This window comes from Clostridium sp. NkU-1 (assembly GCA_001312405.1).
In genome coordinates this window covers 60,329-86,578 of the sequence record BBDR01000011.1, presented here as the reverse complement: position 1 = coordinate 86,578, position 26,250 = coordinate 60,329, and the positions used below count along the sequence as shown (strand labels likewise).

Below are 26,250 nucleotides of genomic sequence, written 5' to 3'. Positions count from 1 at the left end.
ATTTCTTTCCACGCCTGGGCTTCTCCAGCGCACACTAGTTCAGTTCTTCTAACACCTGGCTCATTAAATATTCAAATACCACAATCACCCTTGCATAAAAATAATTGGACTGCAGATTCCGGTCATCCAGGGTCTTGTCATCCAGAATCGGAATATTCACTGTAGAGGAACGCCCAATATAATTGCTCTGTTCTCCTGTAAAGGAAATGATATCCACCTGGCTTTCATTTGCATAGTTAACAAGTTTTGCAATGGTATCTGTCTCCCCGCTTTTAGAAACCACGATAACAAGTGATGCACCAAGACGGTTCTTATCATATACTGCATAAGCATTGGTCTTTATAACCCGAAAACCGGTCACCAAAAGCTTGCGCTCCACATATTCCGCCAATGGAGAGGAAAATCCGGTAGCTGATACTAAAATTATATCATTTCTGTGCATTTTCAGCTGGTACATAAAATCATTTAATATTCCATCTGGTATATCGTTGATAAAGCTGGTGATGTCCGACAGCCTTTCTTTACTTTTCCTATGACTTGTCATCATGAAATTAAGACGGTATATCATATCCGTATATCCGGTAAATCCCATCTTTTTTTGACAATTTAATGATCGTTGCAGCAGATACAAAATTTTGATTTGCAACTTCACGCACTGCCATATGAAGTACCTGCTGATTATTTTCCAAAATATAATTCAGTATCTGGGTTTCCGTATCTGTCAGCTTGTATTTATCCGCCAGTTTATAAACGTCAAATTTCATATAATCCCCTCACCTTATTCCCTTCCGCCTTTATGATATCCCCTGCTGTCAATATCATTCATTCCATTCTTCCATGGACAGGAAATCACAGACTGCACCCCAGCCTCAGGCTACACACTTGCACACTTTAAGTACACAGGAAAAAAGACAGGCTGTCAGGTACTTCCTTTCAGCCTGTCTTTCTGACTTAAACCTCTGTCGAGATAAATATATCATAAATTGCCTTGATCGCTTCCTCAAAATCACTGTTCTTCACGCCAATGATGATGTTGAGTTCACTGGACCCCTGGTCGATCATTTTAACGTTTACCCTGGCATGGGCAAGGGCCGAAAAGATTCTTCCGGCAGTCCCTCTGGTCGCCTTCATGCCACGGCCTACCACAGCGACCAGCGCAAGGTCTGATTCCATCTCAAGGAAATCAGGCTCTACCGCCCTGTGGATCCCTGCGATAACGGACTGCTCATATTCTTCAAATTCCGACTGATGGACAAAAATCGTCATGGTATCGATTCCAGACGGCATATGCTCAAAGGAAATGCCGTACTTTTCAAATACCTCCAGCACCTTTCTCCCAAAACCAACTTCAGCGTTCATCATGGCCTTTTCAATGTTAATGGAGCAGAAGCCCTTCTTACCCGCAATTCCCGTAATAGTATAATGAGGCTTTCTGCAGGTGCTCTCCACGATCAGAGTCCCCTGGTCCTCCGGCTTATTGGTGTTCCTGATGTTGATGGGAATTCCTTCTTTTCTCACCGGGAAAATGGCATCCTCATGAAGGACGCTGGCTCCCATATAGGCAAGCTCTCTTAACTCCCGGTATGTAATGGTCTCAATGACCTCCGGATTTTTAATGATCCTTGGATCCGCAACCAGGAAACCGGAAACATCCGTCCAATTTTCATACATGTCCGCATGAATGGCCTTTGCAACAATGGAGCCTGTTATATCGGAACCGCCTCTTGAAAAGGTCTTTATGGTTCCGTCCGGCTTTGATCCGTAAAAGCCGGGGATCACCGCTCTCTCCACATGCTCCAGGCGCTCACCAAGCTCTGTATTGGTAAGCTCCGCATTAAAACTGCCATCTGCATCAAAGAAGATTACTTCAGCCGCGTCAATGAATTCGTAGCCTAAAAATTCTGCCATCACCATTCCATTTAAGTATTCTCCTCTGGAAGCCGCATAATCACGTCCGGCCTTTTTAAGGAAATTTTCTTCTATGGTTTCAAACTCATGATCCAGATTCAAATTCAGATTAAGTCCGTCAATTATTTCCATATAGCGTTCCTTGATTTTTTCCAGAATCTTTTTATAGCTTTTTCCATCTGCTGCCCCGTCATAGCAATGGTATAACAGATCAGTCACCTTTTCATCCTTGTCATGCCGTTTGCCTGGCGCGGATGGCACCACAAACCGTCTGCTCTTGTCCCCGCGGATGATATTGCCAACCTTTTTAAACTGCTTTGCGCTGGCTAAAGAGCTTCCTCCGAATTTCACAACTTTTTTTCATACGCATTTCTCCTCTGATACAGGTTATTATTACATATTTAACGGAAATAATATCCTAATTGCTATCAGCTGTCAAGTATTTTTCTTAATTCATGTATAATTTTCCATTATTTTGCATAAACTTACTCTTCCATTTCCCGGTTGATCTCATCCTCACAGGAACGCATTGCCAGGATGGTTTTCTCAAACAGCTCTTCCAGCGTCCAGCCCAGGTTTTCTGCGCCTGATGCGATCACTTCCCTGGAACAGCCTGCTGCAAACCGCTTGTCCTTGAATTTTTTTCTTAAGGCTGGAGACTTCTAAATCCATAACGCTTTTTGAAGGACGCATCCTGGCCGCCGCTCCGATGAGCCCGGTCAGTTCATCCGCTGCAAACATGATCTTTTCCATCACATGTTCCGGCTTTACCTGGGAACAGATGCCGTAGCCATGGCTGCATATGGCATGGATCAGTTCTTCCTCCGCTCCGATTTCTGCCAGAAGCTCCGGAGCCTTTGTACAGTGTTCTTCCGGGAATTGTTCAAAATCCACATCATGAAGCAGTCCTGCGATTCCCCAGAATTCTTCCTCTGGCCCAAATCCCATTTCTCCTGCATACCAGCGCATCACCCCTTCCACGGTCAGACCGTGAAGCAGATGAAACGGTTCCTTATTATATTTCTTAAGTAACTCCAGTGCCTGTTGTCTTGTGATTGCTGTTTTCATAGCCTCTCTTTTCTCCTTTCCTATTTGCTGCCCATGGACCCTAGGCCGCTTTCTCCTGATACCAGGATTCCATTTTCTTCCAAAAGCCTGGCGGTCACACCGCTTCCCGGAACCTTTGTCCCTGAAAACGTCCCATCATAAATGGACCCATGACCGCAGGACGGACTACGCTCCTTTAAAATCGCCCGCTTACAGCCATAAAGCCTGGCAAGCTTCAAGGTTTCTTCTGCTCCCTTTAAAAAGCTGTCCGTCACATCTTTTCCTGACCGGTCCATCACACGGATCTTATGATGATTCCCGTTTTCACCGCAAACAAGCTGCTCTGCAGGCTCTCTGGGCGTTCCCAGGCCCCCAAGCTGCTCCGGGCAGACTGGTATGAAATTATATTTATCCATAAGCCCGATCAGGCTTTCCTGCCTGCCGTTTCCGCCGTCATAGCGGCAGTTAATTCCAAGCAGACAGGCGCTTACCAATATGTTTTCTTTTTCTCCGCTCATTTTCCGCCTCCTTTTAGATCCTGTGTATCAAAATGAATTACCGCACCATATAGAAACGATTCCTGTTTATTTCTCTAAAAATATTAAAGGTTTTTACACCTTTGTGTAAAAAAACATCCTCCAGGTAAAAACCCAGAGGACCTCTTTTCTTATTCTATTTATTATATCATATGAAACAAAATTTGCAATAATTTTAAGGCCTGAAATGTTTTTTTCAGTATATATAAAAAAAAGGTTGATAACAGTAAAAATTGCCTTATTTTCCCGGCTTTACTTATAGATATTTTCTATAAATGAAATGGATGAAACCTCCTATTTAAGCGAAAAAGCGGCTGTTCTAACTTTTTTTTGTATATAACTAAAAATTTTTTATATTTTCATGGAATATGAATTGTTTTTATATTATTTATATGTTAAAATGTCTGTGGAAGCAGAAATAAAAACGCCATTTTTTGATAAAATTATATAAAATAGTATTGTTAAAAAAAATGTGCGGAATTATATAATATCAACCAAGTATTTTAGAGAGAGAGGTATTGTCATGTATGTAGTAAATGTCAACGGTAAAGATTACCAGTCAGAAGAAGATTTAACATTAATGGATTTTCTCAGAAACAAGCTTGGTATCACTTCCGTTAAAAACGGATGTAAGGAAGGTGCCTGCGGGACATGTACGGTAATTGTGGATGGTAAGACCATCCGCGCCTGCATACAGAAGCTGTCCAAACTGGAAGGCAAAAAGATTCAGACCATAGAAGGGTTTACACAGAGGGAACGGGATGTATTTGTTTATGCTTTTGCGGCAGCAGGAGCCGTACAGTGCGGCTTTTGCATTCCTGGCATGGTAATCAGCGGCAAATGCTTAATTGACCAGAATCCCAATCCAACCAGAGATGATGTAAAGCAGGCGATCCGCACAAATATCTGCCGTTGTACAGGCTACACCAAAATAGAAGACGGTATTTTGCTGGCAGCAAAAATGTTCAATGAAACTTAGAGGTTCCTGAACTTAAGCAGACCGGTACAGTAGGCGAAAGAACCTGCCGTGTGGATGCAGAGTCAAAAACACTGGGTACCGCCAAATATGCAGATGATTATTATCTGGAAGGCATGCTTTATGGAAAGAACGTGTTCAGCAAATATGCACGTGCTAAAATTAACGGAATCGATACCAGCAAGGCTCTTGCAATGCCAGGCGTAGTCGCTGTTTATACGGCAAAGGACATACCCGGAGACAGGTATATCGGTCATCTGGCACATGACTGGCCAGGCATGATCGATGTAGGCGAAGAGACAAAGTGCTGCGGCGACACCCTTGCCATGGTGGTGGCTGAAACGCTGGAACAGGCAACAGCGGCAGTAAAAGCCGTAGAAATAGATTGTGAAGAATTAGAGCCCATCCGCTCCCCAAGAGAAGCCATGGTTCCAGGCGCCCATCAGGTTCATGGCGAAGGCTTTATGCAATTTGGCAAATTCAGAATTCCGGAAAATAACCTTCTTGACCATGAAGAGGTAAAACGTGGCGATGCGGAGAAAGCTCTTGCAAATTCCAAGTATATCGCAGAAGGCACCTTCTATGTTCCGCCCACAGAGCACGCTTTCATGGAACCGGAAACTGCTATTGGTATTCCTGAGGTTGATGGGGTAAAGGTAATTACCGGTTCACAGGGTATTTATGATGAACATCACGAATTAAGTGCATATCTTGGCCTCCCTATGGAGAAAGTAAGAATACAGAGCGCATTTGTCGGCGGCGGCTTCGGCGGAAAGGAAGATATGAGCGTACAGCATCAGGCTGCTCTTTGTGCTTATTTATCAAAGAGACCTGTAAAAGTATCCTTCTCCCGACAGGAAAGCATAAATTATCATCCAAAGCGTCACGCCATGGAAATCTACTGTAAGATCGGCTGTGATGAAAACGGTATTATACAGGGAATGAAGGCGAAGCTTCTCTCAGATACAGGAGCCTATGCTTCTCTGGGCGGACCGGTACTTCAAAGAGCCTGCACTCATGCGGGCGGACCGTATAATTACCAGAACGTGGACATTGAAGGCGATGCTTATTATACCAACAATCCGCCTGCTGGCGCATTCCGGGGATTCGGCGTGACCCAGTCCTGTATGTCAACGGAAGTTTGATCAACCAGTTAGCAGAGAAGGTAGGAATTTCCGGCTGGGAGATCCGTTACCGCAATGCCATCAGACCAGGCCAGTCCCTGCCTAACGGACAGATCGCTGATGAAGGCACCGGTATGGTGGAAACCCTGGAAGCAGTAAAAGAGGATTTTGAAAAATATGAGGCAGATCCTAATTATTTCGTAGGTATTGCATCTGCCATGAAGAACGCAGGAATCGGTGTGGGCCTTGCTGATGTAGGCCGTTGTATCTTAAGAATACGTGATGGAAAGGTTATTACAGGCTCTTCCGCTGCTGCTATCGGCCAGGGACTTCAGACCATAACCTTACAGATGGTCTGTCAGACCACAGGCCTTGCACCGGAACAGATAGTGGTTGGACATCCGGATACAAAATACACACCAGACTCCGGAACTACCACCGCCTCCCGCCAAACCGTATTTACAGGCGAAGCAATCCACATTGCCGCCATGAAACTGAAAGAGGATCTGGATGCAGGGCATTCTTTAAATGATTTGGAAGGCAAAGAATACTACGGCGAATTTGACTATAAAACTGATCCTATCGGCAGTGACAAGCCAAATCCAGTCAGCCATATTGCTTATGGATATGGTACACAGCTTTTTGTTATTGACCAGGAAGGAAAGGTTGTAAAGGTAATCGCAGCTCATGACATAGGCAGAGCCATCAATCCTCTTGCCGCAGAAGGACAGGTAGAAGGCGGCGTTGCAATGGGTCTTGGTTATGGACTGACAGAGGACTTCCCCTTAAAGAACGGCATTCCTCAGGCCAAGTTAGGTACTTTAGGTCTCTTTAAAGCACCTCAGATGCCTCCGATCGACGTACGGTTCATTGAAAAGAATCCATCTGAAGTTGCATTTGGAGCAAAGGGTGTAGGCGAGATCGTGTGCGTTATGGGAGCGCCTGCGCTGCAGAATGCTTACTATAAAAAGGATGGCGTATTCCGTTACAAACTTCCTCTGGAAGATACATTCTACCGTAAGCCAAAGCCTGCAAAATAAAAGGAAACCAGAATACCCGAAAAAGGGCGGAATGTATACCGCCCTTTTTTATTATAAAAGCATGAGACAACAAAAGGGAGCAATCATATGACAGCAGGATTTTATGAAGAATTAAAAAAATGCCGATAAAAGCACCACCTTAGTCAGCCTGACAATCATCGAAGGGCAGGGGCTTGGAGCCAAAGCCCTGTGGTCAGGCGGAGAAATCATCTGCAGGCAGGGAGATGAAAAAGCTTTTGATGCTTTTTCAGAGGATTTAAAGACCATTGACAAAACCCAGACCATTAATTCTCAGAAAAGCACTCTGTTCTGCGAATTTATAACAGGGGAAAAATATATGGTGGTGTGCGGAGCCGGACATATCTCCATTCCCATTATCAGAATCGGAAAAATGCTGGGATTTCATGTTACGGTTATTGATGACCGGTTATCCTTTGCCAATACCGCAAGAAAAGAGGAGGCTGACACCGTTATCTGCAAGCCCTTTAGGGAAGCTCTGGAAGAGATAGAGGGAAGCACAGGCCATTATTTTATCATCGTCACCAGAGGGCACCGGTATGATCAGGACTGCTTATCCCAGATCATAGGCAAAAAAAATGCCTATATCGGCATGATCGGCAGCAGAGCCAGGGTAAAGCTTGTAAAGGATTATTTAGAAGACCAGGGAATAGACAAAGAGCTTCTTGAACAGGTTTACACTCCCATCGGACTAAAGATCAATGCCCAGACCCCGGAGGAAATCGCCGTAGCCATTATGGCGGAGATCATTCAGGTGAAAAACGGAAGCAAAAAAAAGCTTTGGCTATCCAAAGGAAATCCTTGACGGACTCACTTCCGGGGAACTGTCAGACATGCCAAAAGCCCTTGTGACCATCGTATCCAGAAAAGGCTCCGCCCCCCGGGATGTTGGAACAAAAATGGTTGTCATGCTTGACGGAAGCACCATCGGAACCATCGGAGGCGGCTGTGTGGAGTCCGAGGTATGTGTTGCAGCAAGAGATGTTGCCAGGGATAAAAAGCCGTTATTAATGAAGGTTGATATGACTCCAGGCAACGCAGAGGACGAAGGCATGGTATGCGGAGGCATCGTAGAAGTATATATTGAGCCGGTTTTTAATTGACCGGACAAATTGGACCTTAAAAAAACACAATGACATTTTCCTGAAAATATAGTATACTTCTAGGGATGGAATAGAACGAAAGAAAGGAAGGCAGCACCATGTATTGTGTAAAAACTATTAAAGATGACTTGTTCTGGGTTGGAGGAAGTGACCGCCGTCTCGCCCTGTTCGAAAACGCCTACCCCATTCCGAAAGGGATTTCCTATAACTCCTATGTCCTGCTAGATGAAAAAAACCGTTCTTTTTGATACCGTTGACCGGGCCATCACCGGACAGTTTTTGGAAAATGTGGAAGCAGTTCTTGGCGGCCGGGATCTGGATTATATCGTTGTAAACCATATGGAACCGGACCACTGTGCCACCTTAGGGGAAATAGTCAGAAGATATCCGGAGGTTCAGGTGATCTGCAATGCCAAAACAGTCCCTATCATCAACCAGTTTTACGAATTCGGCGTTGATTCCAGAGCTGTTATTGTAAAAGAAGGGGATACCTTCTGCTCCGGCAAACATACCTTTACATTTTATATGGCTCCCATGGTTCACTGGCCGGAAGTAATGGTTACCTACGACACTACGGACAAGGTTCTTTTTTTCAGCCGATGCCTTTGGCACCTTTGGCGCAATGAACGGAAATCTGTTTGCCGATGAAGTGAATTTTGAACGGGAATGGCTTGATGATGCCAGAAGATACTATTCCAATATTGTAGGAAAATACGGACCGTCTACCCAGACCCTTTTAAAGAAAATTGCTGATCTGGACATTCAGATCCTTTGTCCGCTTCACGGGCCTGTATGGCGTTCCAACATTTGCTGGTATATGGACAAGTATCTCGCGTGGAGCAGCTATACACCGGAAGAAAATGCCATAATGATCGCCTATGGCTCCATTTACGGGAATACGGAGAATGCCGCCAACATTCTGGCATGCCGCCTGGCAGAACGTGGGGTCCGCAATATTGTTATGTATGACGTATCCAATACTCATCCGTCTGTGATCATTTCAGAAGCATTCCGCTGCAGCCATCTGGTATTTGCTTCGGCCACCTATAACGGAGGAATTTTCAGCAGCATGGAGCACTTACTTCTGGATATGAAAGCCCATAACGTGCAAAACCGCACCGTGGCCCTTATGGAAAACGGTTCCTGGGGTATCATGGCAGGCAAAAAGATGACTGAGATTCTTTCAGGGATGAAAAATATGACCTTGCTGGATCAGACCATTACTATCAAATCTTCTGTAAAAGAGGATCAGCTGGCTGAGATCGGTGCTTTGGCCAATGCCATTGCAGAATCAATAAAATAAAACAAGTAAGAGCAAGGGGAATGGCCGGGAGATGCCAGGTACCTTGCTCTTTCCGTTTTCTATATAACTGCTTTTTTATATTCTTTGCAGCATACTGATCGTTGTAGATGGAGAGGCCAATCCGAATCGGCCAATTAAAAACAGGTATAAATATAGTACAGGTTAAAACTGGTGCCATAGGCACCTATTTAGGCTTTACTTTCATATGTTTTTTAAGGTCACTATACTTAATTTCAAATTCAGCATGATCCCCGATTGAATGACTAACAGGAATTGAGATTCCCAACCCATCAGATGTAAAATAGCTGAATACATCTGATTGATTTTCCGAACCAATATTATCTAATGAATCAGCATCTTTAAGATATTTTAACATTTCATTTCTAGAATAATAACTAATGTACTCGCCTTGTTCAGGCCACAATGCTTTAAAATCCCCATTATATAACTTATCGACAAAATCTGAATCTATCTCTACTATATCATTTAGTCTTAATTTTGTTCCTTCCTGAATGTCAATATTCACAGTGTAAAACAGATTGTTCGGATGCGCTGCATTATCTACATTCCCGGTCCCTGAAAACTGGATGCTAAGAATGCTTTTGTTTGAGAGAGTGATTTGATATCCAATTGTTAATTCAGTGAAACCAAAAGAGTCTGTATAGTAGTTTAATACTTTTAAAGCTTCATTTTCCAATATAGTATTAATCTTTATTTGATTTTCTTGATCATTAAGTCCAGATATTGAAGGATACTCAACATTACAATAATTTTTTTTCATTATTTTCTTCATAATTATTCTTATTTACATCATAAATATCGCCCGAGTTACAGGCAATAAGGCTAATAGCAATCATAACTATAGCAATGGTAAATATAAGGCTTCTTTTCATGTTACAACTCCTTTTTATAAACAATTATTACTCTGATATAGCAGAATATAAACATGATATCAGAGTAATAATTGCAAAGTATATAAATCCACTATTACCTATTTAATTCATTTATAACTCCATCACAAATAGCAATGCGCTCACCTAATCCATTTGTTCCACCATTTACTCGCTTACTAACATCAGCTATTGTTGCTCCATTATCAATATATTTGTTCATGCCATTACTTTTCCACCACCAGCCGGTTGCTTCCCAAGCACAATTTTCAGCAACATAGAAAATGCCTTGATTATAAATTTTTTTCATTTTGCATAGCATCAGAAAATGCTTTGTAGTTACTTTTTCCGGTCAACATAATGTATCCTCCACCACAGTACCGCCTCAACCCATTCGATATGTCTACAATATCTCCAAATTTCTCTTCACTTTTATAAGTTCGATAAAAGTAAGTTTTATCTCCGTAGTCACTTTCCATTGTTTTTTCTTCCAAATTCAGACTCTACACTTATTTGAGCTATAAACTTTGCAATTCTTTCATTATTTACTGACCTATCTAAACTTCGGTCTATAATGAATGTTTTTAGTGTATTATCAAGACCTATTAAAAATTCATCAGTAAGTTTTTCGCTGCTGAATCCAATCTTAATAAGTAACTGCTTTGATATGATGTTCCCCTGCCCCTCAACATCAGAAGTTTTATTTTTGCCGTAACTGGAAGCTTTAGAAGCTCCAATCATACCAGCAACCGCTTGTTTGGGCATCCCAGGTGTGGCAGCTATTCCAGCCGCGGCAGCCCCATAGATGCCGATTCCGCATTACCTCCCGGAGATCCTGACAGTGGGACGGAATGGGGGCTGATTTCTACCTGTGACATATCTCCTGCTTCCGGTTGTCCTGAATCAATGATTTCTATTTCTTCACCATATAAACAATGAACCTTTGCGCCTGCAAGTAAGGGAACTTCCCCATTCACTTCTACAGTATTGCCTCCATTGTCCCATTCTGCTGACAGAATTTTAGGGTTGCAAAGGCCGACCACCTGTAATGGAGCATCGGAACTTTCTTTCTGACCTTTTTTTTGTAAAAAAATTCATCACGGTATCTGTAAAAGTATTCGGGCAATCTTTTTCTACAGCCATTTGTATTTTTTGAGCCTCTGCTGCAGTGTCAGGATTTTCCATGCTGTAACAGCCGCCAAAGCAAATGATATTTTCAGGTTTACAGTCATTAACCGTCATTTGTGCCCTGTCCTTTAGAAAAGCTCCATGGCTTTTTTCCAGTACAGTTCTGCTTTTTCTCATACCACAGGTACACGTAGTCCATGCTCCATGGACGACATAAGTATCTTTTAAATCTGCCATCTGTACTCCCCCTGTCTCTTAAGATATTTTTATTATAATAAAAATATCTATTAAATCTAGTACATATGTAAAACTAACGGTTTATATGTAATTTTTAGCAGAGGAAAGCCTGCTTTATTCTATGACCATGGACTTATATTTTCATGTTCATCCAATGACCAAAGAGTAAGAAAGGAAACTTTTAATAATTCCTGTCATGTTGAAACATACCTGCATATAAAAAAAATTTGTTTTTAAATACCGCCCTCAGTTCCGGTACAGATCTCTCCTTATAATCATCGTCCCATATGATTCTATTTCACCCTTCCCCGAAATCTCCCCAAGCAGCACGGTTCCCTCTAAAAGGCAGTCTAAAAGCTTCTGTTCCAGCGCAAGGGGTTTTTGACTGAAATTCTGCAAAAACAGATACTCATGCTGTCCCGATTCCCTGGAAGTTACCTCAAGCGCTTCCGGTATCCTCCCTTCCACAAGAGGTTGGATTCCGGCTTCACAAGTCATCTTCCAAAATAAATCATCATAAAAATCCTGCGCTGCATCGGCGCATACATAAAAGGCAGTTCCATTTCCATAGTGATTTTTTTGTAAGGGCCGGATATCCCTTATAAAAATCATTTTCATATACCATAAGAGCCTCTGCCCCTTCCAGCCTTACCAGATCGCAGAGACTGCGGCACTCATACCGATCCCCTTTTTCCCCGGAGGCAGAAACCATATAATTACTCTCCCAATCATAAAGGCCGTCGATTTCCGTGCTGCGAAGCCCTACCACCTCCCGGAGTCCATGGGGAACTCCTCCAGGAAAGCACCTATCTGATTCATCCACAATTCCAGACCAATAGGTAGTTACCAGTAGTCCGCCATTGCGGACAAATTGTTCTATTTTCTCCTCAATTCCGCTGCGGTATAAATAAAGCATGGGAGCCGCCACTAGACGGTAATCTTCCAGGCTGTCATCCATGGTAACCACATCAACATTAAAGCCCAGTCTTTTTATTGCACTGTAAACCTTTACACAGGTTTCATGATAATAAAGCCCCTTGTTTCTGGGCCCCTGGGCATCTTCCATTGCCCAGCGGTTTTCCACATCATAAATCAGGGCTGCTTTAGAACGCATTTCTGTCCCAGCCAACTCCGACAAAAGGGCAAGTTCTTCTCCAATGCGGCTGACCTCCTCAAATACCCTGGTGTCTGCCTTTCCATAATGATCAATGACAGCCCCATGAAACTTTTCAGAGCTTCCCGGGCTCTGACGGATCTGGAAATACATCACGCTGTCCGATCCATGGGCAACTGCCTGCCAGGAAGCCAGCCTTAAAAGGCCCGGCTTTTTTAAGCTTACTGACTCCCTGCCAGTTTGTGCTGCCTGGACAGGATTCCATGAGCAGGAAAGGTTTCTTCTTTAAGCTTCTCATGAAATCATGCTGCATGCCGTTGTCCCTGGCAGTAAGGATTTCCTTTTCCTTATGCCATAAGGGATAGGTATCCCAGGATACCACGTCCACTGCCTGGGAAAGCTTCCGGTAATCAAGCCCCTGGTAATCATACATAAAATTGGTCGTCACAGGCTGCATTGCGCCTGCCTCCCGTATAGAGGCAGTTTCCCACCGGACAAAATCCGCGGTCTGTTCCGTCACAAACCGCTTCCAGTTCAGATTCAAACCATGAACCATGGTTTCTCCTATGGAGGAAGGGCTTTCCACCTGGTCAAAGGACTGATAGATGTGGCTCCAAAAGGCCGTACACCAGCTTTTATTCAGACGGTCGATGAAGCCATATCTCTTTTCCAGCCATATCCGGAAAGCGTCCTGGCACAATGGGCAGTGGCATTCACCGCCGTACTCATTGGAAAGATGCCAGAGAAGTACCCCTGGATGGGAGCCAAACTCCTTTGCCAGCCTTCCATTGATCTGCTTCACCTTTTCCCTGTATACAGGGGAGGTATAACAATGGTTATGACGTCCCCCAAAACCCTGGCGCTGCCCTGTATCATCGACCCGCAGCACCTCCGGATATTTGTCTGCCAGCCATTTGGGACGTGCGCCGGAGGGAGTACCAAGAATGGTAAAAATCCCATTTTCATACAGCTGATCCACCCGGTCCCTTAACCAGGAAAGATGAAACTTCCCCTCCTCCGGCTCCAGAATGGACCAGGCAAACATCCCCATAGTGACCGTATTGATCCCAGCCTTTTTCATAAATTCCAGATCCTTTTTAAGAATCTCTGGCTCATCCAGCCATTGTTCCGGGCTATAATCCCTCCGTGCCATATTCCAAGATTTTTCATATATTCTTACTCCTTTCCTTATTTCTGTCCATGCTTTTGGACGTAAAGGAATACCCATAGGGTGTTTCCTTATTACCGTCCACGTTTTGGGGACAGGGCCTCCCCCCGCTTTATCGGGTGTAAAGAGATAACCGCAGGGCATTTCCAAAAAAATACCGCAGCCGATTCCATATCCGGAAACCGGCCGCAGCATCTAATGTGATTTTTTTTATTTTACTGCTCCTGTGATACCCTCTGCAAAACTTCTCTGCAGCAGAAAGAAAACAATAACCGTGGGAATGGTGCAGACAAATACGGCCAGCATAAGGATTCCATAATCGGTCACGTATCCTTCCGTTAAGTTTGCCACAAGCATTGGCATGGTAATGCTGCTTGCATCGGACATGATCACCTTGGGCCAAAGGTAGCTGTTCCAGGCGCTCATAAAGGTAATGGTCATGGCTGCCGCATAGGTGGAACGCATGGTAGGCAGAAACATCCGGTAGAAAATCTGGAACTCACTTAACCCGTCAAGCCTTGCCGCCTCCATGATATCCGATGGAAAGGATCTTGCGCTCTGGCGGAACATCATGATCAGAAACGGGGTTGAAATGGTGGGAAGAATAAATCCCAAGGTACTGTTTAACAGCCTTGCACTTGAAAACATCCGGTAAAGTGGGATCATGGTCGCCGCAAAAGGAACCATCATAGCCAGCAGGATCACGCTCATAACCCGGTCCTTTGCCTTGTCATGAAAGACCTCAAACCCGTATCCTGCAATGGAACAGACCAACAGAGAGATAAGCGTCATGATAATGGAATATTTAAAGGAATTTCCAAGGGCTGTGGCAACATTCTGGGAAGCGAACAGCTTCTTTACATTGTCAAAAAGCGCTGTGCCGAATACCAGGGTCCCTCTGGTCACATCCACACTTTTATTGGTGGCCGCAACCATCATCCAATACAGAGGAAACACCGAGATGACAGAGACAATGGTCAAAAATACATATGCAAAAAACTTTTTTTCCCTTAGTCACGCTTATCACCTACCTTCAGCTGTATAAATGCAAGAACTGCCACCAAAATCAGGATTAAGTAGGACATGGAGGCCGCATACCCGAAGTTTGGTACATACTTGAATGATACATTGTAAATATAGTGGGACATGGTAATGGTGGAATTGGCAGGTCCGCCGTTGGTTAAGTTCACGGACTCGTCAAACAGCTGCAGCGTGCCGTTGGTGGACATGATGGCAGTCAGCAGTATGGTTGGCTTTAAAAGCGGGATCGTGATCCGGAAGAAGGACTGGAACGGAGAGGCTCCGTCAATCTTTGCCGCCTCATACACGGAATACTCGATGTTCTGCAAGCCGGAAAGATAAAATACCATGTTATAGCCCGTCCACCTCCAGATCAGGGCCAGGATGATCACAATCCTGGCAGAGTTTGGGTGACCCAGGAAGTTGTATCCTGTGGTCAATATCCCAAGCTTTATGAGGACGATGTTGACCAGGCCATCCACTGCAAACAGGGAACGGAAAATTACCGCATAGGATACCAGGGAGGTGGCGCAGGGCAGAAAAATCGCGGTACGGAAAAGCCCCTTGAACCGAAGATCCTTATTGTTTAAGAGGGAAGCCAGGACCAGAGCCGATATCAGCATGATGGGAACCTGTATGATCAGGTAGATAAAATTGTTTTTCAGAGCCTGCATGAAAACAGGGTCCTTGAACATTCTTATATAGTTGGTCCCGCCTGTCCATTTCATAGCCGCGCCAATTCCCGTATGAAAGGAAAGGAACAGCGCCTGGATCATGGGCAGAAAGCTCATGACCGCAATCAGGATGACCGCCGGCGTTAAAAATATCCAGCCCGCAAGGCTCTGCTTCTGGCCTAAGGACAGCTTTTTCTTTGAATTTCCCACTAAAAATGCCTCCTCCCTCTTATTCTTATTTTTATTTACCCATGGCAAACTTAACCGTATCTTCTGCAGTCTTAATCTCTGCATCAATGTCTGCTCCTGTAACTACATGGGTAATAGCTGTTGCTACCGCATCACGGGCCTCATAATAATAAACGCCTGTATTATTGGAAGGAACCTTTGATGCAAACTCTGTGATCTGGGCATATACCGGCTTTCCTCCAAAGAATTCCTGAGGCTCACCATAAACCTTACTGTCCGCTGCAGGAAGATAGGTTGCCAGTGCTCCGGATTTTGGAAGAATGGTTTCATAGAAAGGAACGCTTCCGGCAAAGGTCTTTGATAGGAAATCCGCAGCCAGCTCCGGATTCTTGCTGCCAGCAGTTACTGCCCAGCTGGAGCCGCCATTGTTGGAATAATTGGTTGTCCCGTCTACTCCCTCAAGCTTCGGTATATTGGTAATCGCCCAATTACCGGACTGGTCTTCTGCGGTCTGAATGCTCGCCATGATCCAGCAGCCGTTAATTGTTCCCGCCACAGTGCTGTTTGTCATGGTTCCAACATACTGATCCCAGTCATTGACTTCCACAAGTACACCGCTCTTAACAAGGGAAACATAGGTTTCAATAACCTTTTTTTAGCTTGTCATTCCCAACCATGCTGGGATTCCCGTCCTTATCAAAGAGGCTTCCGCCTGCAGACTGGAGCATGATCATGATCAGATCCGACTCTCCGGCTGTACAGGATAACAGAGGCTTTCCTGTCTTTGCCAAGATATCCTCGCCCATAGTCTGATACTGGCTCCAGGTAATGTCTGTAAAATCTGCTTCCGTATAACCGGCTTCTTTCAGCACATCGGTACGATAGGCTGCAATCGCAGCTCCATTGTCAAAGGGAACTCCGTAATTTTTTTCCTTCCACAACTGAGTAGGCAGTTTTAGCATTTGGGAACTTGGAGAAATCGATTCCGCTTCCGGTCAGATCCTTAAAGGCATCGGGATAGCTGATTACATTCTTCTGAAATGCATTGTCCTGCATCAACAGGATATCAGGAAGTGTATCCAGGTTTTTGGAGGTGGCCGCCGTTGTCAGCTTGGTCTGGACATCAGCCCAGGGTGTCTCCACTACATTCAGCTTGAAATCCGGGTGATCCTTCTGGTACACCTTGGCCGCTTCCTCCATGGCATAAATGTTAAATGCCGGATCCCAGCACCAGACAGTCAGTTCGTTTGCTGCTTTTGCCCCGTCTCCTGTCTTCTGCCCTGTGGTTCCGGAATTTCCGCAGGCTGTTAGGGAAGCCACCATGGCTCCGGCCAGTAATATGGATGGGATTCTTCTCTTCATAGCAAAACTCCTCCTCTTTCATAAAAAATTGGCTCATATGACTCTGTTTTTCTTTCGAAAGATTTCCAACAACTCCATTATACTGATATTTTTGATTTAAAGCCTTTAGATTCAATTAAAAAGAGCGCATATTCAATCATTTCTCCTTATTACCAGCCTTTTTGAGCGCTGATCTTACAATGCAGCAACCTTCCCTCATAATTTTCTTCCGACTTCTTCCATTGATAAGGAGAGATATTTAATATTTTTCGAAAATTCCGGTTAAATGCAGAAATAGAAGCAAATCCCGATTCCTCTCCAACCTCTTCCATGGATTTATTTGTTTTTTTTCAGCAGCTCACAAGCACTTTGAACCCGGACCAGGTTGATATAATCCAAAGGCTTCATATTCATTTCCTCTTCAAAAACCCGGCGGAAATGGCCTTCGCTCATGCTGCAGGCCTCTGCCAGGCTGTTTATTCTGATCTCCTGACGATAATGTCTGGCAACATAATCCAGGGCACCTGCTAAAACGGAATCACGGTTTCTTCCCCCTGCAATCTGTTCCTCATCATCGGAAAGCCGTAAAAGCTCCACAACAAAGGCATAAAGATACCCCCATAAGCTGTCTTTGTAATAAGGCTTTTTATGGCGGGATTCTTCTATGATCCCCAAAACCAATCTGGACAGGGCTGGCTGATTCTCCTCTGACAAAAGGTATCCGGTCCTGTTTAGTCTCTTTAACAGGCTCCTTTGGAGTACCGGATCATGGCCATATACTTCGGTCACGGTTTTTTCCAGATCAATGTAGATCCACTCCCAATAAGCCTTTGTTCTCTCTGCACTGTCAGTGTTATGAGGAAGCCTTGGAGGTACAATCATTATAGAATGGCCGGAAAAAGGAAGACGTTCCTGACCCAATACCACCTCACCGTCCCCCCAGTGGCAATATCCTATTTCCATAAGATCGTGAAAATGAAGGTACTTAATACCCCTCCCATATTCCCTGATCCAGTCCTCTCCCAATAGAGCCAGTACCACTTCTGACTCTGGAATCGCATAGTAGCGGAATTCTACCTTTTCCCTTTGTTTTCCCATGAATATCTTTCCCCCTTTGTCCAGATCTTTCCTAAAACAGCCGCAGCATTTTACGGCAAAAATGAAAAAAAGCATTCCCCGCCATGATATACTGTTTCTATCATGGCAGAGACTGCTCTTCTTTCGCATTATAGTTATGATCCCATAGAGAGTTAAACGGATATTTGCAACCCGCGGCCTTACTTCATTCGGTTAAATTACAAGAGAGGGCGGTGTATAGACCCTTGCCGCTAACTCCGTATCCAGTAAATACAATCCTTTTGCATCATTTCCAAATAGATCATATCTCTTTATAATCTCATCCGTATTTTTTTCCTCTTCATTCTGTTCTTTTACAAACCAGTCGAGAAACTGCATGGTACGGAAATCTTTTAATTCATAAGCGGCTCCGTAAATATCATGAATGGAAGCCGTTACCTTCACCTCATGTTCATAGGCGGTCATAGCCGGCTGGCGGAAATCCGTGTAAACAAAATCAGGAGCTTTAATATCTTCCAGTACAACCTTTTCGCCATTGTTAAGTAAATAATTCATAAAGAGCATGGCATGATCCCGCTCTTCCTGAGTCTGAATCTTAAACCAGTTCGCAAAACCGTTTAAATTACTATCTGCATAATAGTTGGATATGTCCAGATAGATATATGCCGAATACAGTTCAAAATTAATCTGTTTGTTTATCTTCGCTACAATTTCTTTATTTAACAAAACCTTCGCCCTCCTTTTTCTCTGTTTTTCTATTGATCATTTTCTGTCAGATTGCATTGAATGCATCTTTCTCAAAACCGCAGATCAGGCATGTCCAATCGTCCGGACATCCTTACTTTTGCATTGAACACCTCCATAAAAATGATTTATTATATTCTAACATCTTTTACCATATTATTCAATGGTGTAATAAGAATATTTTATTTCTGATAACGTCTGACAATAGTCCCATCTGGCAAAGGCTCTGATCACTTTCCAAGAAAAAAGCCGCTGCTTTGCCTCTGATTCCCAGTGACAAAGCAACGGCCTTTAAAGGCTTAAAAAAACACCTTTTACTTTTTTTTCCTTTTTCTTTTCCCACATAGCCCAGAGCGTACCTGCCACGCAAATGGAGGAGTAGCATCCGGTCAGGATACCAAAGAACATTGGAAGTGAGAATTCTAAAATAGAGCCGATCTGGAAGTAGACTGAAGCCCCCAGAATAATAAGCACGCAGATTCCCGTCGTACAGGAAGTATTAATGGATCTTCCAAGGGTTTGGGAGGTACTGATATTTACCAGCTCATCCACAGGCATCTTGGAATCCTTCTTCCTGTTCTCACGGATCCGGTCATAGATAACAATGGTATCATTGATAGAATAACCGATAATCGTAAGAACTACTGCCACAAAGGCATCGTTTAACGGAATCTGGAACAGCACGAATGCAAAGAACACCACAATCACATCATGGACCAGTGCGACCATTGCAGTAACTCCTGCCGGAAGGCGGATATAGCGGAAAAACGGATCCAGACATAGACTACAATGAAAAGCAGGGACAGTACAATGGCAACCACTGCGTTCTTTAGCGCCTTTGCTCCGATATAAGGTTCAACCACATAGGTCTCCGACAGCTTTGCATCTACCTTGTCAGAAGTACTGTTGATGGCATCCGTCAGATTCTTCTGGTCTTCCGGAGACATACCCGCATTTCCTGCAAGGGTGACGGAAAGCCTTTTAAGCCCCGTCATGTTATCTTCCTTGATCTGAACCGTAACCGGACGGTTTGTCTGCTTCTCAATAGCAGCCTGGATCTTACCTGTATCCGCCTCGTCTGATACGGAATAGCTTAACACTGCGCCTCCGGTAAACTGGGTATCCAGCTTTACTCCGAAAACAAAGCAGCCAATAATTCCGGAAAGGAAAATCAGTCCGGAGATGATTCCAAAAATATATTTCTTCTGATAGAATGGTATGATTTTTTTATCTTTTCTGATCCGGAACCATTTCTCATCACGCCATGGATCATACTGAACAAGGGATAACAAAAGCTGCTTGGAAACAGAAACGCCCACCAAAAGGTTGACGATCATACCGATCAATAAGGTATAACCAAAGCTGAGCATGGTACCTGAACCTAAAAACATCAGGATCACTGCAACAATGGCTGTAGTAACATTTCCGTCTAAAACAGAGGAAAAAGCATTTTTATATCCGGTGAGTACCGCGCCTTTCACGGAAATGCCCTTTTTCAGCTCGTCCGATATACGTTCTGAAATAATAATATTCGTATCCACCGCCATACCTATGGTCAGGATAATACCGGCGATACCCGGAAGAGTCAGTGTATACTGTGGAATAGAGACGGCAAGCATCTGGAGAACCGTCTGCAGGACCAGGGTGACACATGCAACAGCGCCTGGCAGCTTGTAAAATACCAGCATAAACAAACAGATTACTAAAAACGCAGCCATTCCCGCATATACCATAATCCCCAAAGCATTGTTTCCAAGGGATGGGCTTATGGTGGAGAAATTGGTGGTCTTAAGGGAAAATGGAAGAGAACCTGCATTGATCTTCTCAGCCAGATTCTTTGCATCATCATAATCTTCCATTCCTGTAATAACTGCCTGCCCGCCTGATATCTTGGTCTGTACTGTGGGGCTGGAGATCAGATCCTGATCCATGTAAATGCTCATCCGCTTTCCGATCAGCTTTCCAGTCGCTTCTTCAAACAGCCTGGAGCCTTCTGGGTTAAAGCTAAGAGCTACCTGATAGCTTTTGATTCCGTTGTTATTTGCTGTCTCAGGTGCTGCATTCTGCACGTCTTTTCCCTGAATCAGCACATTTCCATCAGGATCCCGGAACGTAAGCTCAGCCATTTCTCCTAATTCCGCAATGGCCTCTTCCGGGTTAAAATTGGTCTCCCCAGATTTCCATGGGAAACGAACGATGATATATCCTCCGTTTTTATCCACAGTCACCTCACGGTCAACGATATTCTGGTTATCCATACGGGTCTCAATGACCTGTCTGGCTGTCTCAAGCTCCTTTTCCGATGGGCTGCGGTCAAGCCCCTGAGGTTCAAATACTGCCTCCACGCCTCCGCGGATATCGATGCCGTAGCGCATTTCACGTACGCCCTTAATACTGCTTCCGGCCCCAAATGCCCCAACATAAACGAGAGCTGCAATTACCACTAAAATTGCAGCAAACATTTTCTTTCCTGGTTTCATAGGTAATCCTCTTTTCTTGTTAATATTTTAATTATTTTAAAATCCTGCCCTTACTCCTTTCTCACCATCCGAATCATGGATGTACCTGATCAGATACTTTCTGCCGGCATACCCCTCCTTCATCAGCATGGTTCGTTCCGACCATAAAATAAGCGGGACAAACAGGAAAAATTCCCTGGCCGCCAGATACTTTAAGGGCAAGTTTCCGACCACGAGCCTGCTCCAGGTATCAACCAGGGTTTCACTCCCAGCTTCTTCCTCCAAGGCCCCTGGAAATCCGGCCACTGCATCATTCTTTCCCGGATGGGCATATCCCTTTGGCAGGGCCTGTGTTAAAACCAAACATGCCCGGACCGGATTCCAGTCCATGCCCAGCGCATTTAATTCTCCCAAAAGTAAAGCAATGCAACAAAATAATGCCAGTATCCAACTGACAGACCTGGTTTTCTTTACCTGATATCTCAATGGTAATCCTCCTGCGGCAGCCGCATCATAAAAAAACATAATAATCGGATGATATCCTGTTGCATTGTACTACAATTTTTCCCGAAACACAACCCTGCCTTATGGAAATTGCCATATTCACGGCGGAGTTTGTTCACTGCAGGATTTTTTTCAGGATATGTTCAAGAAAACCTTTTTCTTCCTCAGTAAGCGGGGAAAAAAACAGAGTCATGCCCTCTCTTCCAGTCCCCCATATGTTCTTTGGCCGCCTCCAGCCCCTTACCAGTCAAAGACACCTTTTTTTTCTTTTCCTTCGTCCTGCTTCCGGCTGACCCAGCCTTTTTTTTCTCCAGCTTATGTAAAGCCTCTTCCAGTTCCCTGAAATGCAGCCCGGAATTTTCCTTAAGCTCCTTTTGTGTCAGGCCGCCTTTTTCTGCCAATACAGCCATAATATAAAGCCTGACCGCTTTCCCGCCCTGCTTTCCTGCTTTCTGGTCCGGCAGCAGCCGGCAGCCGGTCTGGCAAAGGCGCAGCAGCCTGATTTCAGACTGAATATTAATCCAATCATCTGTTTCCAGCCCTGTGACCGGATCCTTTCTTTCTTCTTTTCCCTTCTTTTCTTCCTTTTTCTTCTTCTCCGCCAATGCTTTTCCCTTTCCGCAATGGGGATCTTTTAAAGAACAATGTCTTTTGCAGTATGGGCAGTGTTCCTTTGCAAGTATCTCATGTTTCATTCCTGCTCCTTCATGTGTGCATTCTTACATTTCCGCTTCAAGTATTGCAACGATTACGATCATCCGTTGATACTGTTATTATATTTTTCTGTACCGGTTATTTCAAGTTATTTTTTTAGATAACCCTTTTATTTTCCATGAATTTGCAGAAAGTTATGTTCCTGATCCTTTGCGGCCGTTTTTAGAACGCAACAAGACTGAGCTGTGCAGGTCCTGATTCAGATTTTAGATTGTCCCCCTCGCTGCACTGAATCAGGAAATAGAAAAAGAAAAAGGCGAAGCCTGAAAAGACTTCGCCATAACCAACTGATTATTCACCAAATACTGCCTTATAATCCGCCTTAAATTTCTCAATTCCCTGATCAGTCAGCGGGTGCTTTACCATCTGCATTAGTACACTGTAAGGTACGGTAGCAATGTCGGCTCCTGCCTTTGCACAGTCAATGACATGGATGGGGCTGCGGACACTGGCTGCAATGATTTCTGTCTCAATTCCGTGTTCATTAAAAATATCCATGATATCACAGATCAAGTCAATACCAGGCATGGAAATGTCATCCAGACGGCCTAAAAACGGTGAAACATAGGTCGCGCCTGCACGGGCAGCCAAAAGTGCCTGAGCGGCAGAAAACACCAGTGTCACATTGGTCCTGATTCCTTCTGCGGTCAATACCTTAACGGCTTTCAGCCTTCCACGGTCATAGGGATTTTTACAACCATATTGGGATGGATCGCTGCGATTTCACGGCCTTCTGCGATCATGTCTTCTGCATCTTCGGTTGTCGCTTTTACTTCTCCGCTGATGGGTCCATCCACGATGGATGCAATTTCTTTAATGACTTCAACAAAATCCCGTCCCTCTTTTGCAATCAGGGAAGGATTCGTGGTAACACCGCAGATAATACCCATGTCGTTTGCTTTCTTTACATCTTCCGTATTTGCTGTATCAATAAAAAAATCTCATAGCACTTCTCCTTATATATTTATTTGTTAATAAGTAACCAGCTTTGAAAATTCATTTTTCTCCCCATTAAAGCTTAAGGTAACTCCTATGCCAGCAGGCTCTTTACATATTCGGCAATGGATTCATCCTTGCAGTTTGCGAAGAACAGCTCTCCAAACTTCTCGCCGCCAACGGCTCCCTTTACCAGCTCCTGGTCAAGTCCCTTTAAGCAGGTCAGGATATCCTTTAAGTTATTTTCTCTTACCACATCTAAGATTTTCTTATTTCTCTGCTCCGGAATGGCTCTCTCTCTTGGGTAGCCCTGTCCGCTTGCTTCAGAGAATAACTTTTCAAATGTATATTCCAAATTCAGCTCTGCACCCCAGCCAAAGCCCTTTGCAAACGGCATGGAGATCGCATTGCCGTCATTGATCTGTGCAAACATGTAGCCGTCACTTGGATCGCACACGTGGCCGCAGATTACGCCTGGGAAGCTGTTTAAGGCCAGCATGGCACCTTCGCCGGTTCCGCATCCGGTAACCACATAATCCGCTGCACCGGAGTTTAAAAGAATGGCTGCAAGGATCCCGTTCTGTACATAGGTCAGGGAATTGCTGTCCTCCGGGGAATACATGCCATAATTATCCACCACATAACCCTTTGAATCTGCAACCTTTTTTTAAGCTGTTGTAAATCAATTCATTCTTAGCCGCCTGGCTGTTCTCATTAATTAAAGCGATTCTCATGCTTCCAACACTCCTTTTATCTGATATATACCTGTTTCCCACTCAGTCCGTATTCACAGGAAGCTCTTCTGGCTTTCCGGACTGGCTGAATCGGTCCTGTACACCGATCTTCGCCAAGCAGATATTCGCAATCTGCTCCGCCACTTGATTCGGTTAAATATTATGTTACACTTAACAGCATATTTTAAAATCCACTCCCTGTCAATAGGCTTAATGGTATACTTATTGACTAATGCAATGAATTTCTCATTCATACGTTTGCTTTTCCCACCACAAGCAGGCCAAAGCAGAGACTTTAAAAAGCCTGCTGCTTCCGCCTGAAAAACAGGATTACCGGAACCTAACCTTCCATGTTTTGATTTCATAAGGTTGAATCACAAAAGCAGCCATACTGTCCTGACAGGTTACTTCTGCCCCGTCCTCTTCCAGCATGTTGCATTCCTTACCGGGATCTGATCTGCCCCATCTATCCATCAGGTCAGCGCCAGGGCTGTTACGGATTTAAAGCAATGCCCTTCTTCTTCAATTTCACTGATCAGGACCTTTACTCCAAATGCCTCTTCCATATGTTCTTTTGTCACCACATCATCCACTTTGCCAAATATGCTTTTTCCGCTGCGGTTCAAAATCAATGCCTGATCGGATATCTTCAATGCGTGTGCCGGATAATGGGTATTAAAAATACAGGATATATTCTTTTCATCAGCCAGACGCCGAATGGTATCCAAAATGATCAGCTGGTTTCTAAAGTCCAGATTGCTCTCCGGCTCGTCCAGCACAAGCATCCGGGGTTTCGCAGTTAAGGCCCGGGCAATTAAGACCATCTGCAGCTCTCCGCCGCTGATCCGGCTCACCAGCTTTCCTCTCAGATAATCAATTCCAACACTCAGGATTGCCTCATCAGCTATTTCCAAATCCGTCTTTTTCGGACGGCTGAAATTTCCGATATGGGCACTGCGTCCCAGTAAAACCATCTCTTCCACCGTATAGGAAAAAAGGGACGCTTTTGCTGGGGGACATAGGCGATGGTCTGCCAGACATCTTTTACAGACATATCTGCCAGACATGTTCCATCCAGATAGCTTCCGCCTGATTTCCATTTCAGCAGTCCCATCATATTGCGAAGCAGTGTGGTTTTTCCCACACCATTAGGTCCCAGAATTGCCAGTACCTCTCCAGCCTGAAGCCGGAATGTGATTTCCTTAAGAATTTCTTCCCCTGCCTTATATCCAAAGCATCCTTCTTTACTTCAAAAATCACAGCCATCCTCCTCCTGTCTTTCTCAGCAATAGAATAAATACCGGCGCTCCGATTACTGCTGTCAGGATTGACAGGGGAATCTCAGCAGTCGTTGCTGCCCTGGCAGTCGTATCCATAATCAGCATAAAGATTGCGCCCAGGCTGATGCTGGCCGGAATGACCCGCTCGTTATTGCTTCCAAACAGCATCCGGACCCCATGGGGAATTAACAGCCCCACCCACTCAATCCGTCCGCACATGGAAGCACAGGAGGCAGTAATCAAGGCTGCTGACAGAATAATGATAATACGAAGTTTTTTCAAGTCAATTCCCATTGATCTTGCTTCATCTTCAGACATCGACAGAATATTTAACCGCCAGCGCAGCAGATAGATCATCAGAATTCCCCCGCAGACCAGAGGACCGCCGATAGCCAGACTCTTATAGGTAATTCCAGCCATGCTTCCTAACAGCCAGTATGTAATGGTCGGCAGCTGAGACTCCGGATCAGCTACATATTTAATCAGGGATACCAGCGAAGTGAAAAGAGAAGAAACCGCAATTCCCGCCAGAATAATCATAAACGTGGAGGACTGTCCTTTTACCTTGCTGATGGAATAGGTGAGCATAATTGCGATCAAACCAAATACCAGGGCCGCCAGCTGAACCCATAAAAGGCTGTCCGAAAACAATAGGGCCAGGGCCGCACCAAAACATGCTCCCTGTGCCACTCCCAAGGTATCGGGAGTCGCCAGTGCATTGGAAAACAAGGCTGAAAGGCTGCTCCTGAGACAGCCAGCCCCGCTCCGCAAAGAACTGCCAGAATGATTCTTGGCAGCCGGATATTGAATACAACGCTATATGCCTGAGGTTCGATCGCATCTTTTCCGGAAACCGCATAGGTATATAACAGTTTGCAGATATCAACCAGGTTAAAGGAATATCGTCCGATGCCCAGACAGATCAGGGCAGTTAATACCGGAGCCAGGATCAGTAAGATCCTGGTTCCGGCTCCATATCGTTTCAT

The 26,250-nt window shown here is 44.5% G+C and carries 30 protein-coding genes and 6 pseudogenes; 4 read left to right on the top strand and 32 right to left on the bottom strand.

What is annotated here, in order from left to right; translation table 11 throughout:
- Positions 1 to 34: 34 nt before the first annotated feature.
- The 5 genes and pseudogenes from JCM10519_RS16425 to JCM10519_RS16410 form a co-directional block, all read right to left on the bottom strand.
- A complete protein-coding gene (locus tag JCM10519_RS16425; protein ID WP_347844486.1) occupies positions 35 to 568 on the bottom strand; it encodes an SIS domain-containing protein in 534 nt (177 codons plus the stop codon).
- Positions 552 to 764, bottom strand: a complete 213-nt coding sequence (locus JCM10519_RS30895; RefSeq protein WP_347844485.1) for a hypothetical protein — start codon at positions 762 to 764, stop codon at positions 552 to 554. Before JCM10519_RS30895 ends, JCM10519_RS16425 begins: the two co-directional genes overlap by 17 nt.
- 187 nt (positions 765 to 951) lie before the next feature.
- Positions 952 to 2,259 carry an aspartate kinase gene (locus JCM10519_RS16420; protein ID WP_054740514.1) on the bottom strand — a complete coding sequence of 436 codons (1,308 nt, stop codon included), beginning with the start codon at positions 2,257 to 2,259 and terminating at the stop codon, positions 952 to 954.
- Between the two features lie 134 nt (positions 2,260 to 2,393).
- Positions 2,394 to 2,976 (bottom strand): annotated as a pseudogene (locus JCM10519_RS16415) (hydrolase).
- A gap of 20 nt (positions 2,977 to 2,996) precedes the next feature.
- Positions 2,997 to 3,473 (bottom strand): 2-thiouracil desulfurase family protein, encoded by a 477-nt coding sequence (locus tag JCM10519_RS16410; protein WP_054740513.1) that lies wholly within the window; start codon positions 3,471 to 3,473, stop codon positions 2,997 to 2,999.
- Positions 3,474 to 4,014: 541 nt separating this feature from the next.
- Between JCM10519_RS16410 and xdh the strand changes: the two are divergent.
- The 4 genes and pseudogenes from xdh (at position 4,015) to JCM10519_RS16390 (ending at position 9,055) form a co-directional block, all read left to right on the top strand.
- Positions 4,015 to 6,631: pseudogene (xdh, locus tag JCM10519_RS16405) on the top strand (selenium-dependent xanthine dehydrogenase).
- A gap of 337 nt (positions 6,632 to 6,968) precedes the next feature.
- Entirely contained in the window at positions 6,969 to 7,454 is a 486-nt protein-coding gene (locus JCM10519_RS16400) for an XdhC family protein (protein ID WP_054740511.1), read from the top strand.
- Between the two features lie 28 nt (positions 7,455 to 7,482).
- Entirely contained in the window at positions 7,483 to 7,752 is a 270-nt protein-coding gene (locus JCM10519_RS16395; protein ID WP_054740510.1) for an XdhC family protein, read from the top strand.
- A 98-nt stretch (positions 7,753 to 7,850) separates the two neighbouring features.
- Positions 7,851 to 9,055: pseudogene (locus JCM10519_RS16390) on the top strand (FprA family A-type flavoprotein).
- Positions 9,056 to 9,239: 184 nt separating this feature from the next.
- On the opposite strand, the gene JCM10519_RS16385 reads toward JCM10519_RS16390, so the two are convergent.
- The 27 genes and pseudogenes from JCM10519_RS16385 to JCM10519_RS16295 form a co-directional block, all read right to left on the bottom strand.
- Positions 9,240 to 9,848 carry a hypothetical protein gene (locus JCM10519_RS16385; protein ID WP_347844484.1) on the bottom strand — a complete coding sequence of 203 codons (609 nt, stop codon included), beginning with the start codon at positions 9,846 to 9,848 and terminating at the stop codon, positions 9,240 to 9,242.
- A 194-nt stretch (positions 9,849 to 10,042) separates the two neighbouring features.
- Positions 10,043 to 10,255 carry a hypothetical protein gene (locus JCM10519_RS16380; RefSeq protein ID WP_054740505.1) on the bottom strand — a complete coding sequence of 71 codons (213 nt, stop codon included), beginning with the start codon at positions 10,253 to 10,255 and terminating at the stop codon, positions 10,043 to 10,045.
- Positions 10,239 to 10,424: a hypothetical protein gene (locus tag JCM10519_RS16375; protein ID WP_054740503.1), complete on the bottom strand. Its 186-nt coding sequence runs from the start codon at positions 10,422 to 10,424 to the stop codon at positions 10,239 to 10,241. Before JCM10519_RS16375 ends, JCM10519_RS16380 begins: the two co-directional genes overlap by 17 nt.
- On the bottom strand, positions 10,414 to 10,686 hold the full coding sequence (locus JCM10519_RS16370) for a hypothetical protein (RefSeq protein WP_054740501.1): 273 nt from the start codon (positions 10,684 to 10,686) through the stop codon (positions 10,414 to 10,416). Before JCM10519_RS16370 ends, JCM10519_RS16375 begins: the two co-directional genes overlap by 11 nt.
- Before the next feature lie 38 nt (positions 10,687 to 10,724).
- Complete coding sequence (locus JCM10519_RS16365; RefSeq protein WP_347844483.1) at positions 10,725 to 10,988, bottom strand: PAAR-like protein; 264 nt, start codon at positions 10,986 to 10,988, stop codon at positions 10,725 to 10,727.
- The gene (locus JCM10519_RS16360) at positions 10,966 to 11,310 is read right to left on the bottom strand and encodes a PAAR-like protein (RefSeq protein ID WP_054740497.1); all 345 of its coding nucleotides are present in this window, start codon (positions 11,308 to 11,310) and stop codon (positions 10,966 to 10,968) included. The genes JCM10519_RS16365 and JCM10519_RS16360 overlap by 23 nt, the downstream gene beginning before the upstream one ends.
- A 246-nt stretch (positions 11,311 to 11,556) precedes the next feature.
- Positions 11,557 to 11,808: a Beta-galactosidase C-terminal domain gene (locus tag JCM10519_RS30890; protein ID WP_347844482.1), complete on the bottom strand. Its 252-nt coding sequence runs from the start codon at positions 11,806 to 11,808 to the stop codon at positions 11,557 to 11,559.
- Between the two features lie 16 nt (positions 11,809 to 11,824).
- The gene (locus JCM10519_RS30885; RefSeq protein ID WP_347844532.1) at positions 11,825 to 12,619 is read right to left on the bottom strand and encodes a beta-galactosidase trimerization domain-containing protein; all 795 of its coding nucleotides are present in this window, start codon (positions 12,617 to 12,619) and stop codon (positions 11,825 to 11,827) included.
- A complete protein-coding gene (locus JCM10519_RS30880) occupies positions 12,540 to 13,577 on the bottom strand; it encodes a beta-galactosidase (RefSeq protein WP_347844481.1) in 1,038 nt (345 codons plus the stop codon). The genes JCM10519_RS30885 and JCM10519_RS30880 overlap by 80 nt, the downstream gene beginning before the upstream one ends.
- Positions 13,578 to 13,802: 225 nt before the next feature.
- On the bottom strand, positions 13,803 to 14,531 hold the full coding sequence (locus JCM10519_RS16350; protein ID WP_347844480.1) for a carbohydrate ABC transporter permease: 729 nt from the start codon (positions 14,529 to 14,531) through the stop codon (positions 13,803 to 13,805).
- 71 nt (positions 14,532 to 14,602) lie between these two features.
- The gene (locus JCM10519_RS16345; protein WP_054740494.1) at positions 14,603 to 15,496 is read right to left on the bottom strand and encodes an ABC transporter permease subunit; all 894 of its coding nucleotides are present in this window, start codon (positions 15,494 to 15,496) and stop codon (positions 14,603 to 14,605) included.
- 31 nt (positions 15,497 to 15,527) lie between these two features.
- Complete coding sequence (locus tag JCM10519_RS30875; protein ID WP_347844479.1) at positions 15,528 to 16,082, bottom strand: extracellular solute-binding protein; 555 nt, start codon at positions 16,080 to 16,082, stop codon at positions 15,528 to 15,530.
- Between the two features lie 34 nt (positions 16,083 to 16,116).
- A complete protein-coding gene (locus tag JCM10519_RS30870; protein WP_347844478.1) occupies positions 16,117 to 16,416 on the bottom strand; it encodes a hypothetical protein in 300 nt (99 codons plus the stop codon).
- Entirely contained in the window at positions 16,382 to 16,837 is a 456-nt protein-coding gene (locus JCM10519_RS30865; RefSeq protein WP_347844477.1) for an ABC transporter substrate-binding protein, read from the bottom strand. Before JCM10519_RS30865 ends, JCM10519_RS30870 begins: the two co-directional genes overlap by 35 nt.
- Before the next feature lie 315 nt (positions 16,838 to 17,152).
- Positions 17,153 to 17,914: an AraC family transcriptional regulator gene (locus tag JCM10519_RS16335; protein ID WP_347844476.1), complete on the bottom strand. Its 762-nt coding sequence runs from the start codon at positions 17,912 to 17,914 to the stop codon at positions 17,153 to 17,155.
- Between the two features lie 192 nt (positions 17,915 to 18,106).
- A complete protein-coding gene (locus JCM10519_RS16330) occupies positions 18,107 to 18,619 on the bottom strand; it encodes a ferritin-like domain-containing protein (RefSeq protein ID WP_054740490.1) in 513 nt (170 codons plus the stop codon).
- Positions 18,620 to 18,928: 309 nt separating this feature from the next.
- Complete coding sequence (gene secF, locus JCM10519_RS30860) at positions 18,929 to 19,366, bottom strand: protein translocase subunit SecF (RefSeq protein WP_347844475.1); 438 nt, start codon at positions 19,364 to 19,366, stop codon at positions 18,929 to 18,931.
- A complete protein-coding gene (secD, locus tag JCM10519_RS16325; protein ID WP_347844474.1) occupies positions 19,342 to 21,117 on the bottom strand; it encodes a protein translocase subunit SecD in 1,776 nt (591 codons plus the stop codon). Before secD ends, secF begins: the two co-directional genes overlap by 25 nt.
- 36 nt (positions 21,118 to 21,153) lie before the next feature.
- The gene (locus JCM10519_RS16320; protein ID WP_347844473.1) at positions 21,154 to 21,582 is read right to left on the bottom strand and encodes a hypothetical protein; all 429 of its coding nucleotides are present in this window, start codon (positions 21,580 to 21,582) and stop codon (positions 21,154 to 21,156) included.
- Between the two features lie 182 nt (positions 21,583 to 21,764).
- Complete coding sequence (locus tag JCM10519_RS16315; RefSeq protein WP_054740486.1) at positions 21,765 to 22,295, bottom strand: hypothetical protein; 531 nt, start codon at positions 22,293 to 22,295, stop codon at positions 21,765 to 21,767.
- A gap of 310 nt (positions 22,296 to 22,605) precedes the next feature.
- Positions 22,606 to 23,204: pseudogene (gene fsa, locus JCM10519_RS16310) on the bottom strand (fructose-6-phosphate aldolase).
- Between the two features lie 140 nt (positions 23,205 to 23,344).
- Positions 23,345 to 23,984, bottom strand: a pseudogene (locus tag JCM10519_RS16305) (RpiB/LacA/LacB family sugar-phosphate isomerase).
- A 330-nt stretch (positions 23,985 to 24,314) separates the two neighbouring features.
- Entirely contained in the window at positions 24,315 to 24,458 is a 144-nt protein-coding gene (locus JCM10519_RS30855; RefSeq protein ID WP_347844472.1) for a hypothetical protein, read from the bottom strand.
- The gene (locus tag JCM10519_RS16300; protein ID WP_347844531.1) at positions 24,458 to 24,958 is read right to left on the bottom strand and encodes an ABC transporter ATP-binding protein; all 501 of its coding nucleotides are present in this window, start codon (positions 24,956 to 24,958) and stop codon (positions 24,458 to 24,460) included. The genes JCM10519_RS30855 and JCM10519_RS16300 overlap by 1 nt, the downstream gene beginning before the upstream one ends.
- Positions 24,889 to 25,143 carry an ABC transporter ATP-binding protein gene (locus tag JCM10519_RS30850; protein WP_347844530.1) on the bottom strand — a complete coding sequence of 85 codons (255 nt, stop codon included), beginning with the start codon at positions 25,141 to 25,143 and terminating at the stop codon, positions 24,889 to 24,891. The genes JCM10519_RS16300 and JCM10519_RS30850 overlap by 70 nt, the downstream gene beginning before the upstream one ends.
- A complete protein-coding gene (locus tag JCM10519_RS30845) occupies positions 25,098 to 25,244 on the bottom strand; it encodes a hypothetical protein (RefSeq protein WP_347844471.1) in 147 nt (48 codons plus the stop codon). Before JCM10519_RS30845 ends, JCM10519_RS30850 begins: the two co-directional genes overlap by 46 nt.
- Positions 25,241 to 26,250 (bottom strand): annotated as a pseudogene (locus tag JCM10519_RS16295) (iron ABC transporter permease). Before JCM10519_RS16295 ends, JCM10519_RS30845 begins: the two are co-directional and overlap by 4 nt.